13 protein-coding genes are annotated in these 15,809 nt (G+C 46.3%); 5 read left to right on the top strand and 8 right to left on the bottom strand.

All coding sequences use genetic code 11. The features are described from left to right. The first annotated feature begins 5 nt into the window (after nt 1–5). The 4 genes from BUR42_RS12865 (at nt 6) to BUR42_RS12850 (ending at nt 5,101) form a co-directional block, all read left to right on the top strand. Nucleotides 6–2,036, top strand: coding sequence for a RagB/SusD family nutrient uptake outer membrane protein (locus tag BUR42_RS12865; RefSeq protein WP_074239619.1), 2,031 nt, complete (start codon nt 6–8; stop codon nt 2,034–2,036). 24 nt (nt 2,037–2,060) lie between these two features. Beyond that, nucleotides 2,061–2,978: a DUF5017 domain-containing protein gene (locus BUR42_RS12860; RefSeq protein WP_074239618.1), complete on the top strand. Its 918-nt coding sequence runs from the start codon at nt 2,061–2,063 to the stop codon at nt 2,976–2,978. An 8-nt stretch (nt 2,979–2,986) separates the two neighbouring features. After that, nucleotides 2,987–4,225: a glycoside hydrolase family 88 protein gene (locus tag BUR42_RS12855; protein WP_143197434.1), complete on the top strand. Its 1,239-nt coding sequence runs from the start codon at nt 2,987–2,989 to the stop codon at nt 4,223–4,225. Between the two features lie 84 nt (nt 4,226–4,309). Then, nucleotides 4,310–5,101 carry a helix-turn-helix domain-containing protein gene (locus BUR42_RS12850; protein WP_074239616.1) on the top strand — a complete coding sequence of 264 codons (792 nt, stop codon included), beginning with the start codon at nt 4,310–4,312 and terminating at the stop codon, nt 5,099–5,101. On the opposite strand, the gene BUR42_RS12845 is transcribed toward BUR42_RS12850, so the two are convergent. Continuing rightward, nucleotides 5,098–6,687: a Na+/H+ antiporter gene (locus BUR42_RS12845; RefSeq protein WP_074239615.1), complete on the bottom strand. Its 1,590-nt coding sequence runs from the start codon at nt 6,685–6,687 to the stop codon at nt 5,098–5,100. The two genes, BUR42_RS12850 and BUR42_RS12845, sit on opposite strands and share 4 nt — an antisense overlap. A gap of 1 nt (nt 6,688) precedes the next feature. Then, nucleotides 6,689–7,249, bottom strand: coding sequence for a flavin reductase family protein (locus tag BUR42_RS12840; RefSeq protein ID WP_074239614.1), 561 nt, complete (start codon nt 7,247–7,249; stop codon nt 6,689–6,691). Nucleotides 7,250–7,331: 82 nt separating this feature from the next. Between BUR42_RS12840 and BUR42_RS12835 the strand changes: the two genes are divergently transcribed. Continuing rightward, nucleotides 7,332–9,449, top strand: a complete 2,118-nt coding sequence (locus BUR42_RS12835; protein WP_074239613.1) for a TonB-dependent receptor — start codon at nt 7,332–7,334, stop codon at nt 9,447–9,449. A gap of 120 nt (nt 9,450–9,569) precedes the next feature. Here the strand turns inward: BUR42_RS12835 and BUR42_RS12830 are convergent, their stop codons facing one another. The 6 genes from BUR42_RS12830 to BUR42_RS12805 all read right to left on the bottom strand — a co-directional run bounded on the left by BUR42_RS12830 (nt 9,570) and on the right by BUR42_RS12805 (nt 15,795). Further along, complete coding sequence (locus BUR42_RS12830; protein WP_074239612.1) at nt 9,570–10,784, bottom strand: M56 family metallopeptidase; 1,215 nt, start codon at nt 10,782–10,784, stop codon at nt 9,570–9,572. After that, the gene (locus BUR42_RS12825; RefSeq protein WP_074239611.1) at nt 10,781–11,149 is read right to left on the bottom strand and encodes a BlaI/MecI/CopY family transcriptional regulator; all 369 of its coding nucleotides are present in this window, start codon (nt 11,147–11,149) and stop codon (nt 10,781–10,783) included. Before BUR42_RS12825 ends, BUR42_RS12830 begins: the two co-directional genes overlap by 4 nt. Nucleotides 11,150–11,252: 103 nt before the next feature. Beyond that, nucleotides 11,253–13,172 (bottom strand): heparinase II/III domain-containing protein, encoded by a 1,920-nt coding sequence (locus BUR42_RS12820; RefSeq protein ID WP_074239610.1) that lies wholly within the window; start codon nt 13,170–13,172, stop codon nt 11,253–11,255. A 2-nt stretch (nt 13,173–13,174) separates the two neighbouring features. Further along, nucleotides 13,175–14,347, bottom strand: a complete 1,173-nt coding sequence (locus tag BUR42_RS12815; protein WP_074239609.1) for an alginate lyase family protein — start codon at nt 14,345–14,347, stop codon at nt 13,175–13,177. A gap of 57 nt (nt 14,348–14,404) precedes the next feature. Continuing rightward, entirely contained in the window at nt 14,405–15,382 is a 978-nt protein-coding gene (locus tag BUR42_RS12810; RefSeq protein ID WP_074239608.1) for a DUF4466 family protein, read from the bottom strand. An 11-nt stretch (nt 15,383–15,393) separates the two neighbouring features. Beyond that, the gene (locus tag BUR42_RS12805) at nt 15,394–15,795 is read right to left on the bottom strand and encodes a hypothetical protein (protein WP_074239607.1); all 402 of its coding nucleotides are present in this window, start codon (nt 15,793–15,795) and stop codon (nt 15,394–15,396) included. Nucleotides 15,796–15,809 lie beyond the last annotated feature (14 nt).

Below are 15,809 nucleotides of genomic sequence, written 5' to 3'. Positions count from 1 at the left end.
CCATTATGAAACGCATTTATCTTTTTGCATGGATCATTATTGCAGGACTTTCTTCCTGTAAAAAGTTCCTTGATACAAAACCAACTGATTTTTATACACCGGATAATTATTATGCAACAGAAGCACAACTGCAGCAGGCACTCACTGGTGTATATGGAGATCTGATGCGGCCTGAACTGTACGCACAGGTAATACCTTTTAATTTCACCACCAGTACAGACGAGGTATTGTCCAACCGCACGGCGGATGGTGATACGCGCGGCCTCCGTTATAATTATGATGCATCGCAGGTGTATGTTGGCAATCTCTGGAAGTTCTCTTATCTGGGAATTGCTAACCTGAATTCCCTGCTGGAGAATATCAACAAACCAACGATGGATTCCACCAAAAGGAATATCATCAAAGGGCAGGCATTGTTCCTGCGTGGCTTCCTGTACTTCACGCTCACGAGTAATTATGGGGATGTACCTTTGGTATTGCGCCCGTTGGGTATTAATGAAACCACTATACCGGCTACTCCGCAGAAAGATGTGTATGCACAGATAGAAAAAGATATGAAAGAAGCAGAAGTATTGCTGAAAGATTATACTGCTGCTAAACTGGGCTATAATGAATTAGTGACTATTTCTGCGGTACAGGCTATGCTGGCCAGGGTATACATCTATTGGGCAGGTTATCCCCAGAATAATGTATCCAAATACCAGGATGTGCTTACTTATACCAACAAAGTGGTGAACTCAGGCCTGCATGCGCTGAATCCTGATTACAGGCAGATCTTCATCAACCTGAGTAAAGACGCGTATGATGTAAAAGAGAATATCTGGGAACTGGGTTCTTTTGGTGCGGCGCCTGGTGTGGTAACTAAAGGCGGAAATGATATCGGTAATTTTGTGGGTATACAATCTGGTATTGTAGCGGCTGATACTACTTCTTACAGCTCTGCATCCTGGGTGTGGGCAACAAAGAAATTGTTTGATTCTTACGAAGTGGATCCCACCAATACAGCTACACCATTAAAATCTTCACTGGATGTAAGGCGCGACTGGAATTGTGCGAACTATATCTATAGCGGCACGCCGCGTGTAAAAACAGCCCGGCCGAATGTATGGCAGATGAGTGCCGGCAAGTTCAGAAGGGAATATTGCCCTGCAATTATCCGTAATACCAATGGAGTGGGCGGGGCTTATAATATAAACTGGCCTGTGATCCGTTATGCGGATGTGTTGCTGATGCGTGCAGAAGCAGAAAATTACCTGAACGGCCCTGGTAATGCTTATGCGGATATTAACCTGGTGAGAAGGAGAGGATACGGCATTATGAATGGAAATGTGGTGAAGTCTGTTGTGGTAAATAACCAGGGTTCCGGTTATACCGTAGCACCGGCAGTAACCATTTCAGGCGGTGGAGGAAGTGGTGCCAGCGGCACAGCTGTTGTTACCGGAGGTAAAGTAGTAGGTATCTATCTGAATTCACCGGGGGCACTGGCTCCCGGCACTTATTATTCTTCTGCACCGATCGTAGTGATCGGCACTGCATGGGTACCAGGTACCGCCTATACAGTAGGTACACAAATAACAAACGCAGGTAATCTTTATACAGTTACAACGGCAGGTACTTCAACCACTACAGCACCCACACAAACTTCCGGTGCATCCAATGCTGCGGTAACAGGTGCGGTGTTCACTTATGCAGGTGTACCGGCAACAGCTACAGCTTCTATCACCACCGGTACGGAAGCAGATCTTACACCCGGGCTTAGCAAGGAAGATTTTCAACTGGCTATCCGCGATGAAAGGATGAGAGAACTTTGCTTTGAAGCAGTGAGAAAAGCAGACCTGATCCGCTGGGGAAATTTTTACCAGGATATGCAAACTTTTGCGGCATGGGCTGCTGCCAATGGCGCATCCGTTACTGCTACAGGAAATCCAAATGGATTACAGGGCGCACAGAATGTGGGAACAAGGCACGTATTGTTGCCTAAACCAACTTATGAGCTGAACCTGAACCGTGCCCTCATTCAAAACCCAGGCTGGTAATTGTTACATTCTAAACATTATTTTATGCAAAGATCATTCATCATATTAGCAGGATTGGCTTTAGCGGTTGCGTCCTGTTCCAAGAAGCTCGAAACAACTACACCTGATTTCCAGGTGAAGATTGATCCTGCCCGCATGGTTGCAGATACCTTCACTTACAAGGTAGGAGATACCACGCAGTTCCTTTTTTCCGGTGATGCAGATAATATTGCCTTTTACTCCGGAGAACCGGGGAAGAGTTATGCTAACCGCAAAGCCTCTTATAAGCTGGGGAAACTGGCGTTATCATTTTCCACGAAAGCAGAATTTGGTACACAAACCAATACACTACAGGTATTGGTCACTAACAAACTTACCGCATTGGATTCCGCCACAGTAGTGAATGCCAACTGGACGAACATCACTTCCAAAGCAGCATTGGCTACCAGTGCCACGGTAGTGAACTCCGGTACCATTGATCTTACGGACCAGGTATCCGGAGAAAAGGATTCTCTTTTCATTGCATTCAAATACAGCGGAGTAACCGGTTCCACGCAACGTACCTGGACCATCACGAATTATGTACTTAATAATGTGCTGCCGGATCAGACGGTTGCCATCAGTAATCTTGCAACAGACGTCAGCTTCTGGACGCGTTATGGTAATGTATGGAATCCTGCCGCTGCACGTTGGACAGCTACTGCCACCGATCTGAAGATCACCGGTGGTGCCGGAACTGCTCCTACCAATACCAGCTGGATCATAAGCAAGCCCATGTATGTAGGGCAGATCTCCCCGGATGTAAGTGTAGGTATCAAGAGCATTACAGAGCCTGCCAAAACAGGTTATCCTTATAAATACGCTGTTCCGGGCGTTTACAAAGCCACCTTCGTTGCATTCAACCGTACGTTGGACGAAGAAAAGTCAGTGATAAGAGAAGTGATCATTAAAGTAATACCCTAAGCATGAATATGAAGCGTTTATTAATTGGTACAGCGTTCGTTAGCCTGCTCGCTTTCAAATCAGACAACACAGAAGATGATTTTATCAGGAACAACTATTCTTTTGCCACACAGCAGATAAAGAATATGTTAAAGGAAACCGTACATCAGAAACCATTGACCTTCCCCCGTACGATTGATGCCGGCGGCAAAATGGTATCTACCAGTATGTACGACTGGACGCCCGGTTTTTTCCCCGGCAGCCTTTGGTATTCTTATGAATTCACCAAAGATCAAAGCCTGGCTGCAGCAGCTTTAAACTGGACGGAGAAGCTGGAACCACTGAAAGACTTCACCAAACACCACGACCTTGGATTTATGATGTATTGCAGTTATGGTAATGCTTACCGCCTTACCGGCAAGGCTGAATACAAAGACATCCTGGTGCAATCTGCCCGTTCCCTGAGTACCCGTTTCAATCCGGTGACCGGAAGTATCAAATCCTGGAATGGATTTAAATCATGGCACGGCAATAAGATCTATCCTTTCCCCGTGATCATTGATAATATGATGAACCTGGAACTGTTATTCTTTGCTTCTAAAGTAACCGGCGATACTGCTTTCCGGCATGTGGCGGTTTCTCATGCATTAACAGCCATGAAGAACCAGATCCGTCCGGATTACAGCTCTTATCACGTAGTATGTTATGATACCACTAATGGTAAGGTTGCTGCAAGGGAAACAGCGCAGGGATACGCAGATAATTCTACCTGGGCAAGAGGCCAGGCATGGGGGATCTATGGTTTTACCATGGTGTACCGTGAAACAAAGGATGCCCGTTTTTTAAAGACGGCGATGGGTATGGCAGACTGGTTCCTGGATAACAAGAACCTGCCGGAGGATAAAGTACCTTACTGGGATTTTAATGCGAATGAAGCCGGTTACACACCGGGCATTAACTCTTATGCCAATAAGGTAACAGATAAACCAAGAGATGCTTCTGCTGCGGCCATCACTGCTTCTGCTTTGTTTGAGCTGAGCAGGTATGCAGGTGCAAAGGAAGAAAAATATAAACAGGCCGCAATCAAAATGCTGCATTCACTGGCCAGCCCGGCATATCGTGCGCCGGTTGGCAGTAATGGTAATTTTCTGCTGATGCACAGCGTGGGAAGTATCCCGCATCATACAGAAATAGATGTACCGCTGGTATATGCAGATTATTATTTCATAGAGGCATTGCAACGATATGAAGATCAATTGAAGAAATAAGTCTAATCTTGACAATCGCGTATGAAATGAGGGCTGCCGTCTGGCAGCCCTTTTTTATTGCGTATAAATTGGTTAATTTGGCATATGTCTTCTTCAGTCGCTAAAAAGGCTCCGGCAGAAGCGCTCAGGCCCTTCATTACGGAATATGTTTTCAGAAAGGTGGAAGTACCTGTTGTGAAAGCAATGCCCCTGCGTTACATCAGCTCTATTGATTTTTTCCTGGGAGAGGATTTTGAAACCACTGATTATAAAACCGGGGAGCTGCTGCCTTTTTCCCGCTGCTCCATCCGCGGCCCCCGTACGTTCAGGAAAAATGCTATCAGGATAGAGAAAGATTTTGTTTCGTTTGTGATCCGTTTCAAACCTACAGGTTTATATGGACTGCTGGGTATTTCCGCACACCTGTTCCGGGATGAAGCAATAGACGGAGCAGCTGTATCAGCGCTTTTTCCGGAGATCACAGAACGCCTGATGGCCTGTGAGGATATTGATAGTTGTATTGCTGTCGTAGAGCCATACCTGTTAGCCATGGCTAAGAAGGCCAGTTATACTTCTGCCGGTGTAGGCCAGATGGTGGAACTGGTGATGGCTTCTCCTGCAAAAGCTTCCATTAACGTATTACAGCAACAGGTTTGCTTATCGAAAAGGCAGCTGGAACGGAATTTTGTAAAGGAAATTGGCACTACCCCCAAACTCTACAGCAGGATGCTGCGCTTCTCCAAAATGCTGCACCACAAAATGCATAATACGGATACTAAATGGTCCGGGCTGGCATATGAATTTGATTATGCAGACCAGATGCACCTCATCAAAGATTTCCAGCACTTCCTGGGTGTTACGCCCGGGGAATTTGTGGCGGAAGACTTTGCCTTCTAGCTCTCAAATTTCAACCGTAATTTTTCTTCTTCCAGGTCCAGGAGGCTTTGATGCCGGCGGATGATCTCATCATCTGTTTCCGGGCTCTTATCCAGTTCATGCAGGAGTGTACGTTGCTGTTCCAGTACCTGTAAATAAACGCGGCGGTAATCCTCGTGTTCCGGTTCTATAAGATGTTCTGTACTATGGGTATGTGTATTTTCATAGCGGGCTTTCAGCTGCTGTAAGATGGTGTTGGTTTTGAGTATTTCCGCATGTTGCTCGTCCAGGAACTTTACGGTATGTGCTGCTAATTTCTTTCTGATCATCAGTTCCTGTTCTTCCGGTGTGAGGGTAATATCCGGGTCTGGCATTTTCACCCAGCGGATCATTAATGGTAATGTTAAACCCTGTACCACCAATGTTACCAGGATCACGGTGAAAGTGATAAAGAGGATGAGGTTCCGCTGGGGGAAAGGGGTGACCTTATCTGTCAGTAAGATGGGGATGGATAAGGCAGCAGCCAGTGAAACCACGCCACGCATACCTGCCCATCCAAGGAGGAAAGGACCTTTTAGCCCCGGCCTGTTATCTGCGGTGGTAATATAACGACTGATAAAAACAGTGAAATAGGAAGCACCGAATGTAGAGAGTAATCTTGTTACGATCAGTACCAGGGAGATCAGCAGCCCGTACTTAATGGCTTCTCCCAAACTTACCGGTCCCAGCTGATTCACGATCACCGGGAGTTCCAGGCCTATGAGCATAAACACCAGCCCATTCAGCACAAAGCCCAATGTGGACCATACATTACTCCCCTGGTACCGGCTTCGGTGATTGAGGAACAGATGGCTCCTGGCAGACAGGAAAAGCCCGCCGCTCACTACAGATAATACGCCGGAGAAATGGAAAGCCTCTGCCACAATGTACATTACATAAGGTGCAGTAAGGCTCAGTACAATATCCATATTGGTGGTTGTGGGCAGCCATTTATGCACGGCATAATAGATAAGGCCAATGAGAACACCTGTTAAGATCCCCATCACAATCACCACCACAAAGCTCAGTGCGGCTTCATGAAAAACGAACCGCCCGGTATCCACCGCTACCAGGGCAAAACGGAATACGATCAAACTGGAAGCGTCATTCAGCAGGCTTTCTCCTTCCAGGATGGAGGAAAGTCTTTTCGGCACTTTTACATTCTTCAGTACAGCAGTGGCAGATACGGCATCCGGCGGAGATACAATGCCACCGAGCAAAAAGCCCAGCGCCATGGTAAAGCCGGGTATGATGGAGCTGGATACCAGGGCCACCACAAAGGAGGTAAGCACCACTATCAGGAAGGCAAAACTGGTGATCACCCGCCGCCATTTCCAGAAATCTTTCCAGGAAGTATACCAGGCTGCTTCATACAACAGGGGTGGCAGGAAGATGACGAAGATCAGCTCCGGGTTGATGGTTACGGCCGGCAGCCCGGGGATCAGGCTGATCAGTAAACCGCCTATCACCAGGATGATGGGGTAGGCGATCTTCAGTTTCTGCGCCAGCATTACCAGCGTGATAATAACAAGGATAAGCGAAAGATATTGTATAACCTGCTCCAGCATCTTATAGGTTCTGTGGTTTGAATTTTCTGACCTTTGAAATGTTCTTCCCCGAGATCATGAATACGCCTTCACCCCTGTAATGTACCGTTGTAGGGTACTTTGGATAAACGGCGGCATGCGCTTTCACGACCTCAAGGATAAAAAAACTGTATTTACGCAACAAGCTCTCATCTACTACCTTGCATTCAAAATTAGCATAACATTCTTTAATCAGCGGTGCATTCACTTCATCCGCTTCTTCCGGGGTGAGTTTGAACTTCCTGAACTTATCCACCTGTGTGCCGGTGGAATTGCCGATACCAATCACTTCATCCAGCAGGTTCACCGTGGGGATATTGATCACACATTCCCTGCTTTTACGGATCATATCGTAACTGTGGTTGGCCCCGGTGATAAAGCACCCGATCCTGGAAGGAGAGAACTCCATAACCGTATGCCAGCCCATGCTCATAATATTGGTCTCGTCTTTCCAACGGGAGCTTACCAGTACAATGGGGCCGGGTTCCAGGAATTTGCGGATCTTGTCTACCGGCAGGTTTTCCTTTTTGTAATTCCTTCTCATGATGATCAATTTAATTATTTTTTCCGGATACGATCATTGAACCCGCTTACCAGGCCGTAGCTTTGCGCAAATTTATCAGCTTATGAGGCGCATTGGCTCCACATTATTCATACTGGCAGCGGCTTTCTCTGCATCTGCCCAGCAAAAGATCAAAAAGGATACCGTTTCTCTCGGGGAGGTGATCGTATCCGCCAGCCGTAAACCGGAGGTGCTGGACAAAGTACCTTCTTCCGTAACAGTGGTTAGCCGTAAAACACTGGAGCGGGACCTTACCATTACCACAGATATTACAGAGATCCTGGCCAACGAAGTACCCGGCCTGGCACCTTCTGCACAAACCAACAGCAATGTGGGGCAGTCTTTAAGGGGCCGTTCCGTATTGATCATGATAGATGGCATCCCACAATCCACGCCACTGCGTAACGGGGAAGTAGACCTCCGGTCTATAGACCCTGCTGTGCTGGAAAGGGTGGATGTGCTGAAAGGCGCTACGGCGATCTATGGGAATGGTGCAACAGGTGGCCTGATCAACTATATCACCCTCACTCCTAAAGATGCGGGTGCTATTTCCGGTAAAACCACCCTCAACCTTACGGGTTCTTTAACCAGCCCTAAAAACAGCCTTGGCGGCAGGGTAGGCCAATTGCTGTATGGCAGGATCGGGAAGTTTGATTACACCGTTAGCGGAGTATATGAGCAGAACGGGGAGTTCAAGGACGCAAAGGGCAATATCCTGGGCAACAACTACAGCCTGGGCGAAACAGAGAGTTACAACGGATTCGTGAAGCTGGGTTATGAACCCGCCAGACGCCAGCGCATCCAGTTAATGTATAACTACTACAGCAGCCAGCAGAATTCCAACTATACCCTGGTGAATGGTGATTTCCTGACGGGCAAACCGGCAACCGGTGTATTGGGCAAACAACCCGGAGAACCTACGGGGGTAAAAGGAAACCATAACCTGCAACTCTCTTACCAGGCAGATAGCCTGATCGGCGGAACTTCGCTGCATGCAGATGCTTATTATACATCCCGGGATGATATCTTCTATGTGTCCATCGGCAGGTTTGAAGGTGGAGACGGGCAATCGCACACGCTTTCTAAGAAAAAAGGATTGCGTTTTATGTTTAGTTCTCCTTTAACGAAAATGGGATCATTGTCCTACGGAACGGATATCATCGGCGATGTTACTTCCCAACCCCTTGTAGATGGCCGTGTATGGGTGCCTGAAATGAAGATGTTCAACGTTGCACCTTTTGCGGAAACGGAATGGACCTTCCTGGATAACATTATCCTGAAAGGTGGTGTTAGGATAGAAAAGGTGAAGATCGGGGTAGAGGATTATACTACTTTAAGGATCACAAATGCTGCAGGAGGAACTGTTACCCCCAGCTTTGCCGTAAAAGGTGGTGATCTGAAATATACCGCTACTTTATTCAATGCCGGATTGCGTTACAACCGCTTCCCGCTCTTTACGCCTTATGCCAGCTTCTCCCAGGGATTTTCCGTGGCGGATGTAGGCCTTGCACTGAGGGATGCAAAGGTGGATAATATCAGCAAGATCAATACGGAAGCAGTACTGGTGAATAACTATGAACTGGGTTTTGTAAGCAAATACAAACAGCTTCGTTTTGAACTTACCGGTTTTGTGAGTACTTCTAAACTGGGCGCTGAAATGGTGTATGATGTGAATACAGACCTGTTTAACGTGGCCCGCACACCGGAGCGCATCTATGGTTTTGAAGCTGCTGTACAATACAGCCCGCTGCATAACCTCGACATGGGAGCTTCTTACAGTTATGTGGAAGGAAAAGCAGATACCGGCCGTATCGATGATAAATATGATGCTTACCTGAACGGAAGACGTATTGCTGCGCCTAAGATCGGCGCTAACATACATTACAGGCCAGTAAATGGTTTGGAAGTTGGTTTGCAGTATACCGGCATCCAGGAAAGGAACCGCTTTGTTAAATTACCCAGCGGGCTTTACAAAGGAAATGAAGGGATCGTGAAAGCGTATAATCTTTTCAACCTGAATGCCAGCTATCGTTTAACGAAGAATGCATTGGTAACACTCGGTGTGGAAAATCTCTTCAACGAGGATTATTTCCCTGCACGTTCACAATGGTTTATGATACCCGGCTTTTATTCGAAAGGAAAAGGAAGGGCGTTTAATATAGGAATTGCAGTGAATTATTAAATGAAGGGGCGGTCTAAGTAACAGGAGATAGCCCTGAATATTGCATAAATGATGGCATGTCTCTCCATCAGGTACCGGAATAAAAAGGGGCTATATCATCTTTTGATAAAGCCCCTTTTATTATTTCAAAAAAGCAGACTCGAAAGAAATTACCCTCATCTCCTGTTTTTCTTTGTTGAATGAAACCATGAGGTAATAATTTTTACTGATCATTTCATTTACCCTGTACGTAGCTTTTACCTCTCCGCGATTTCCCTTTAACCCCAGGCCCAACAGTTTAATACTTTCATTATCTCCCTGTACTTTCTCTGTCACCGAGAGATCGTATCCCTGTTCTTTGAACATTGCCTGGATCTTTTCAAAAGCGCCGGTTTCAAAGTTTTCAAATGCTGCCCAGGAAGCGTTGGAGCCCAGCAATTGCCTGAGTGATATTTGCATGGTGAGTTCTGTACTGTCTGATCTAATGATCACACCTGTGGGCAGTTTGTTTGTTGCTATGGATGAAAAACTGCTGATGGCCAATGCCAGGCAGGGAAATACTAAGAGATAAAGGACTTTTTTCATGTTGTTGGTTTTATGGGTGAAAAGGGAGTGAATGCGATGTTTTAAAGGGTGTACGCTATAAAGATTTAATAAACCGTATTCCTTTCCCGCATTAAATTTGAGCAGGAGCTGAGCGTAATCTGTTTTTTCCACCCGGCTGATCATCAATTGATCTACTTCCAGTTCATGTATGGACCTTAGCAGTCTTCCGTAAACATATACCAGCGGATTAAACCAGCAGAAGATCTTTATCAATGCAATAAAGAGATTATCCAGGCTGTGTAATTGTTGCTGATGGGCACGTTCATGCTGAAAAATGATCTCTTCCTCCTCCGGCGCCAGGTTTTGTTGTATGAAAATGAAACGGAAGAAAGACGCGTTAAGGTCTTTTGTGCGTATAATGGTAATACCCGGATGTTCTTCCTGTTTACCGTTCTTTACCTTCTTATAAAGTTTAATGGCGCTGATAATAAAAAAAACAGCCATGATGCATGCTCCTATCCAATAAATAGCAGCCAGCCAGTTAAAAGCCCGGGCGGCAGGTGCGGGAGCCGGAGCTGTTTCAGCCGGTTGGTCTGCCAGTACCTGTTCTATGGTTGTACGGATAGATACACCTCCGGGGATATAATCTGTTTCCGCAAAATGCAGAAAAGGAATAGACAAAGAAAGAAGGAGGCTGGCTAACAGGTAAAACCGGTTCCACTTATAAAAGCTGAAACGGTTAAAAAAAACAGCATAAAGACTATAGAACAGTAACATGCAACCTATGGAAGAGAGGAGGAAAGCTTTCATGAGCGTTGTTTTTGCTGGTCAATGAACTGTTGCAGTTCCTGTAATTCCTTTTTACTCAGCTTCTTTTCCTGCATCAGGAAGGACAGGAGATTGGACGTTTTATCGTCAAAGTAATATTTGACCATACGCTGGATACTGCCTTTCCGGTATTGTTCTTTGGAGATCAGGGGGCTGTATTCATGTGTTTTACCGTAGGCTTTGTGGCTTACAAAACCTTTTGCTTCCAGGATCCTCACAACGGAGGATACGGTGGTGTAAGGAGGTTTGGGGTCCTCCATTTCTTCTATGATGTCCTTTACAAATGCATTCCCCAGTTTCCAAAGGATCTGCATAATGTGTTCTTCTGATTTAGTCAGTTCTTCCATGAGGGATAAATTGTATCCCAAATGTATAACGTATTTTTCAGTTATGCAACTTATTTTTACGTTAATAAGGGGATTACCTGTTGAAAGGCAATCCCCGCTTATCTTATTTTGATATTGTTAAACCAATTTTTTCTTTTGTAATTGAACTGATACTTTTCAGGTTGATCCGGTAGATATCAGGTCCCCACTTTTCTATTACGCCTTTATCTTCCATGTTTTCCATCGGTACTTTCTCAATAGCAGGTTGTAAACGTTTGGCAGGATAGTGAATGAAGAAGTCCTGTTTGGCGTGTACTACCAGTATACCGGGTTTTACTACTTCTACCGGAAAACAGGTCATCAGGTGTTCTGTGTAATCGCCTGCTGCTTTTAGCTGCAGCGCATCTTCTACCTGTACGTTCTTTCCTTTGTTCAGTTTGATATTGCGTTGCCACTTTATGATACCTGCATCTGCGGGATAGGAGGCGGCGATATCCAGGCTGAGCTGGCTGGCAGCAGCGGATGTTTTGTAAGCTACATTGGTTGCTTTGAATTCAGCACCGGGCGGTTGTGTTTTACCGTTTACGGTAGGCACGTTGTGATAGTCAGAACAATTGTACCAGATCTCGTAACGTTTGTTGCTGAAAGTTTTGGCGGTGTAGCTGCCTCTGCCGATATCTATCAGCACGGGCAATCCATCGTAGTATACCACATAGTTCCCGATGTCGTTGTGGTTATGGCTCTCATCATTGTTGCCACCTTTAGCGGCTACAAAAAATCCTTTTGTGCTGCCTGCCTGATCGCGGGATACCATTACCTGCAGATCAGGCCACCATACATCTCCGGGGAGTGGCAAGCCTTTGGCAGCCTTGTCAAATTCATCCTGCATGAAAAGGGAAAAGAAATTGCGGAAGTAATGGAAGCGGCCTAATGAGCTTTTATCCTTGTCCGTCATATAATACGCACCGAATTCCATCATGGCGGGATCACTGATGTCTTTCCCGTAGCGGTAGATCATGCTGGCTGCCATGCCGGGTTGTGGGTCTGCATCTGCAAAGTTGAGAAAGTATTTTTCGCTGATCTGTGCCTTGTAAATGAACTGCCCCATGTTGCGGAATTTCTCATCCTTATATACATAGGTGAAAGCATTATTACTTGCGAGATTCAGTAAAGAAACGTTATCGTAAAGAGAAGCGGCGGCAGCTCCCCAGTAGCCGGGGCCTTCATCACATCCGCCATCTGCCGGGTAGGGGTTAAGGAAATTGTCCAGCACACCCAGTATCTTACTCACGGCTGCTACGCGTTTGGTATCATCTTTTTCCAGTAACAATACGGCATTGAGCCAGTTGGAACAGATCCAGGGATTCCAGTTATTGGGGCGGCGGCCTGCAGCATTGCTGCTCATGAAGCCATGATGTTTCGTCATCAGGGGTTCAAAGATGCGGCGGTTGGTTTCGTTATAAATGCGTTTCCTGATCAGCGGAGAAACAGCGTCCAGTTTTTCACCGAGGAAGTAATCTACCCAGGCCAGGAAAGTAGCGGTTTCAGCAGAGAAGAGTTCCACGAATGGTGCGGATACATCATGGAGGCCCAGGTATTGCGGACCTTTCGGTAAATGCGCAGGAGAACCCCAGAAAGATTCTTCGCAGATGGACCATACGCCGTTGATAATAGGATCTATAAAGCGGCCTTTGTTCTCATAGATCTCTGCTAATAACAAAGTGCCTAGTACTTCTCTTTTTTTGAAACTGATGGCTTCGTATTCTGAGCGGTTGCCATTACGCACGATCTGTAATGATTTAACAGCAGGTACGCCGGGCCATTCATAATTAATGAATCCTTCAGCTTTCTGAATAATGGCTTTGCCGGAGGCGGCATCTGCTTTAGCCCATCCTGCACGGTCGTTCAAACGGGGAAAGGGCGTCCATTTAGCCTGTGGGATCAGTAACTGCTTTAATTCAGGAGCAGGATATTTTCCGCTCAGCAGGTTTTGTGCTTTCGCGGAGAAGGTAAACAGGCAGAGGATAGAGAGTAAGTAACGCATAATTAAAAGTTCCAGCCAGTGAGTAATAAGATGTCGTCCTGCGGGATGTTCAATCCTTTGGTATCTACATCAGGGTATTTTTTAGCAGCTACAGCAGCCATTTTCAGGTAACCGTTCATCTCCATCTTTTTGATCTGCTCGTGCTGCCATTTTTGTTCTCCTTTGGCAAAGGGCAACATCCAGGTGAATGCTTTGCGGATGCTTTTGTTATCTGTGGTGGTATAGTTCCAGAGATCTACCTGTACATTTTCCGCCAGCATGGCCAGTTCAAAGAAACCTTCCAGGTTCATGGAAGAGTAGTTCCAGGAAAGTGTGCGGGCCAGCTCATGTGGCTGGCTCCCTTCTTCTTTCAGCTGGCTTTTTATCCGTTCTTTTGTTTGTGTGGTAATGATCTCTTTAGCCAGTGCAGGCTGCTCAGTGAAGAGTGCTATGGAAACAGCCTGTACATCATACCAGGTGCCGTGGTTATTGGCCTCGTCCGCTTCATCTTTTCCGATAGGATTGTTGCGCATCCAGTCCAGGAATTTTTTATGCCAGGCCTGTATGGCCGTATAATCTTTTTTAGACAGTGCTTTGGAACCAGAGAGCAATTGAATGCCATCTATGAGTTTATTAACGGCGCGGGTATCTATGAGGCCAATACCTCTTCCTTTGGTGACCCCGGGTATCGCCTGCCCGTAGTTCAGGTTGGGGTTCATTAAAGTAGCCGTATCGATGTACCAGGTGCGTAAAAGTTTAGTGGCGTGTGTGGCATATTGTTCCTCTCCGGTATAATACCAGGCGAGGCCCAGCAGGCAAACATCATGGCAGAGGGATTTGTAGAATTCCGCGTCGTTGATGGCAAAACGTTCCGGGTTAATTTGCCCGTCCTTACGGATATAGGGAACACCGCCTGGTTTGCTGGAATCCGGCCACCAGTAAGGGCCAACACTCATGTAGTCATGTTTGTCACCGCTGTCGGGGACCCTGCTTTTGTAAGTAACGGAATAAGGCCCGTCCTTTAGTGCTTTATCTGCAGCTTTTTTTAGTTTGCCGAGCGCTTGCAGCATAGCAGGGTCACCTGTTCTTATCTTTTGCTTATTGGTACTGAGAACAGATGGTTTCAGCAAAAAGGTCTGTTGTGCGGAGGCTGCCAAAGTAGCAAACAGCCATAACAAGGTGCATAGTTTCTTCATAACAGTCTAAAGATAAAAAAGGGGCTATGGAATTCCCATAGCCCCTGTAAGTTTTTATTACATGGCGTATCTCTTGATGCTGATCGTGGCAGTTTTGGTGCCGTTAACCAGTGCATTCAGGAAAATGTAGGCCCTGTATTTCTTATCTGCGGTTTCTACCCACAAGCCGGCTTCGGCTTTCATGTTCACGGCAAAGTCGGCTGCATCGGTGAGGCTCAGTTTCTGGAAATCGAGGTCATCAATGAATATGCCGAATTGCAGGCGTGCCAGTTGCTGGTCCCGGAGGTTCCAGGCTTTTACTATTTGCGTTACCCTGTTTACACCTGCGGGTAAAGTAACACCCGGTAAGTATTGTGCATTACTTCCCGGGGAAACAAAACTGTGATTATACGGAGCAGGGCGGTAAACATACACCAGGTCTATTTTGCCTGGCTTTGTAGCTGCTTCCGCTGCAGTATAGATGGCCATATCCTCAATAGAGATATAACAGGCCGCGCCGTCTACCGGTTTGAGGTCCAGCTTCATATCCATTTTGGAAATGTTGTAAGGCCCCATGGTATAGGTAGCGGTTTCGCCATTGCTGCTTTTAGTGGTGAATTTAAATGTTACAGGTTTGCCACGTGCTTCTTCCGGCGCAAAGTAATAATAGCGCAGGGTAGAAGACATCGTGTCTTTGCTAAAGGTTACTGTAGTTTTATTACCACTGTTTACAGAAGCTGCTCCGATCTGTGTGGGAATGTCTACACCACTGTTATTGGTATAGTAGGTTTTGTTTTCCAGCCAGGTGGCAGGAGCGCCTGCAATGGAAGCTTCCACTTCGGCTGAAACGAGCTTTCCTTTTGAGGCCGGCAATGCCATGGCGAAAGCGAACTCCAGGTTCCCTCCAACCAGGTTGGGGCCGAATGAACGTTTGATGACATCGGCCTGCAGAACACCTTTGGGCTCGGGAAGCGCATACTCTTTGTCTTTACAAGCTGCCATCAGCAGGATGAAAGAGCAGAGCAGAGCAGTATGTTGGAAATATTTTGCTGACATGATCAATGATTTTATTGCTGTACGGTAATGAGGATTTTGTAGGTCTTTCTGATCTTGCGGTTTCCGGAAACAACGGAATATTGTTTGGGATTGGCGAGGTCGGAGAAGTCTACTTTACCGGTTATCTTAGGGTCCAGTTTAGCATCTGTTGCCAGGGAGAACTGCGGCCATAGGTTCTTCAGGTCTGTACCAAAGAAAACCTCCTGTGTAATTGTACAGGCAGTAGTATCTATTACCGGTGCTTTGGACCTTACAGTCTGGAAATCGGCTCCAAGCAGTTCAAAGTTGCTGACAAAACATTCCTGGCGATCGGTGATCAACAGTCCGTCTTCATCCACCGGCTTATCTTTTGAACAGCTGATCCAGGCAAAAGCCATCAGCATCACAACGGGTATTGAAATATATTTTTTCATCTTGCTCTTTTTAA

The organism is Chitinophaga niabensis, from assembly GCF_900129465.1.
GTDB classification, from domain to species: Bacteria; Bacteroidota; Bacteroidia; order Chitinophagales; family Chitinophagaceae; genus Chitinophaga; species Chitinophaga niabensis.
This window is presented reverse-complemented; position numbering and strand designations above follow the sequence as displayed.

Bases quoted from the DNA above. Each gene is read 5' to 3' on its own strand.
- BUR42_RS12840 (WP_074239614.1), bottom strand. From the start codon at position 7,249: ATGAGAAGGAATTACAAAAAGGAAAACCTGCCGGTAGACAAGATCCGC.
- BUR42_RS12820 (WP_074239610.1), bottom strand. From the start codon at position 13,172: ATGCGTTACTTACTCTCTATCCTCTGCCTGTTTACCTTCTCCGCGAAA.
- BUR42_RS12805 (WP_074239607.1), bottom strand. From the start codon at position 15,795: ATGAAAAAATATATTTCAATACCCGTTGTGATGCTGATGGCTTTTGCC.
- BUR42_RS12830 (WP_074239612.1), bottom strand. From the start codon at position 10,784: ATGAAAGCTTTCCTCCTCTCTTCCATAGGTTGCATGTTACTGTTCTAT.
- BUR42_RS12865 (WP_074239619.1), top strand. From the start codon at position 6: ATGAAACGCATTTATCTTTTTGCATGGATCATTATTGCAGGACTTTCT.
- BUR42_RS12845 (WP_074239615.1), bottom strand. From the start codon at position 6,687: ATGCTGGAGCAGGTTATACAATATCTTTCGCTTATCCTTGTTATTATC.
- BUR42_RS12835 (WP_074239613.1), top strand. From the start codon at position 7,332: ATGAGGCGCATTGGCTCCACATTATTCATACTGGCAGCGGCTTTCTCT.
- BUR42_RS12860 (WP_074239618.1), top strand. From the start codon at position 2,061: ATGCAAAGATCATTCATCATATTAGCAGGATTGGCTTTAGCGGTTGCG.
- BUR42_RS12850 (WP_074239616.1), top strand. From the start codon at position 4,310: ATGTCTTCTTCAGTCGCTAAAAAGGCTCCGGCAGAAGCGCTCAGGCCC.
- BUR42_RS12855 (WP_143197434.1), top strand. From the start codon at position 2,987: ATGAAGCGTTTATTAATTGGTACAGCGTTCGTTAGCCTGCTCGCTTTC.
- BUR42_RS12815 (WP_074239609.1), bottom strand. From the start codon at position 14,347: ATGAAGAAACTATGCACCTTGTTATGGCTGTTTGCTACTTTGGCAGCC.
- BUR42_RS12825 (WP_074239611.1), bottom strand. From the start codon at position 11,149: ATGGAAGAACTGACTAAATCAGAAGAACACATTATGCAGATCCTTTGG.
- BUR42_RS12810 (WP_074239608.1), bottom strand. From the start codon at position 15,382: ATGTCAGCAAAATATTTCCAACATACTGCTCTGCTCTGCTCTTTCATC.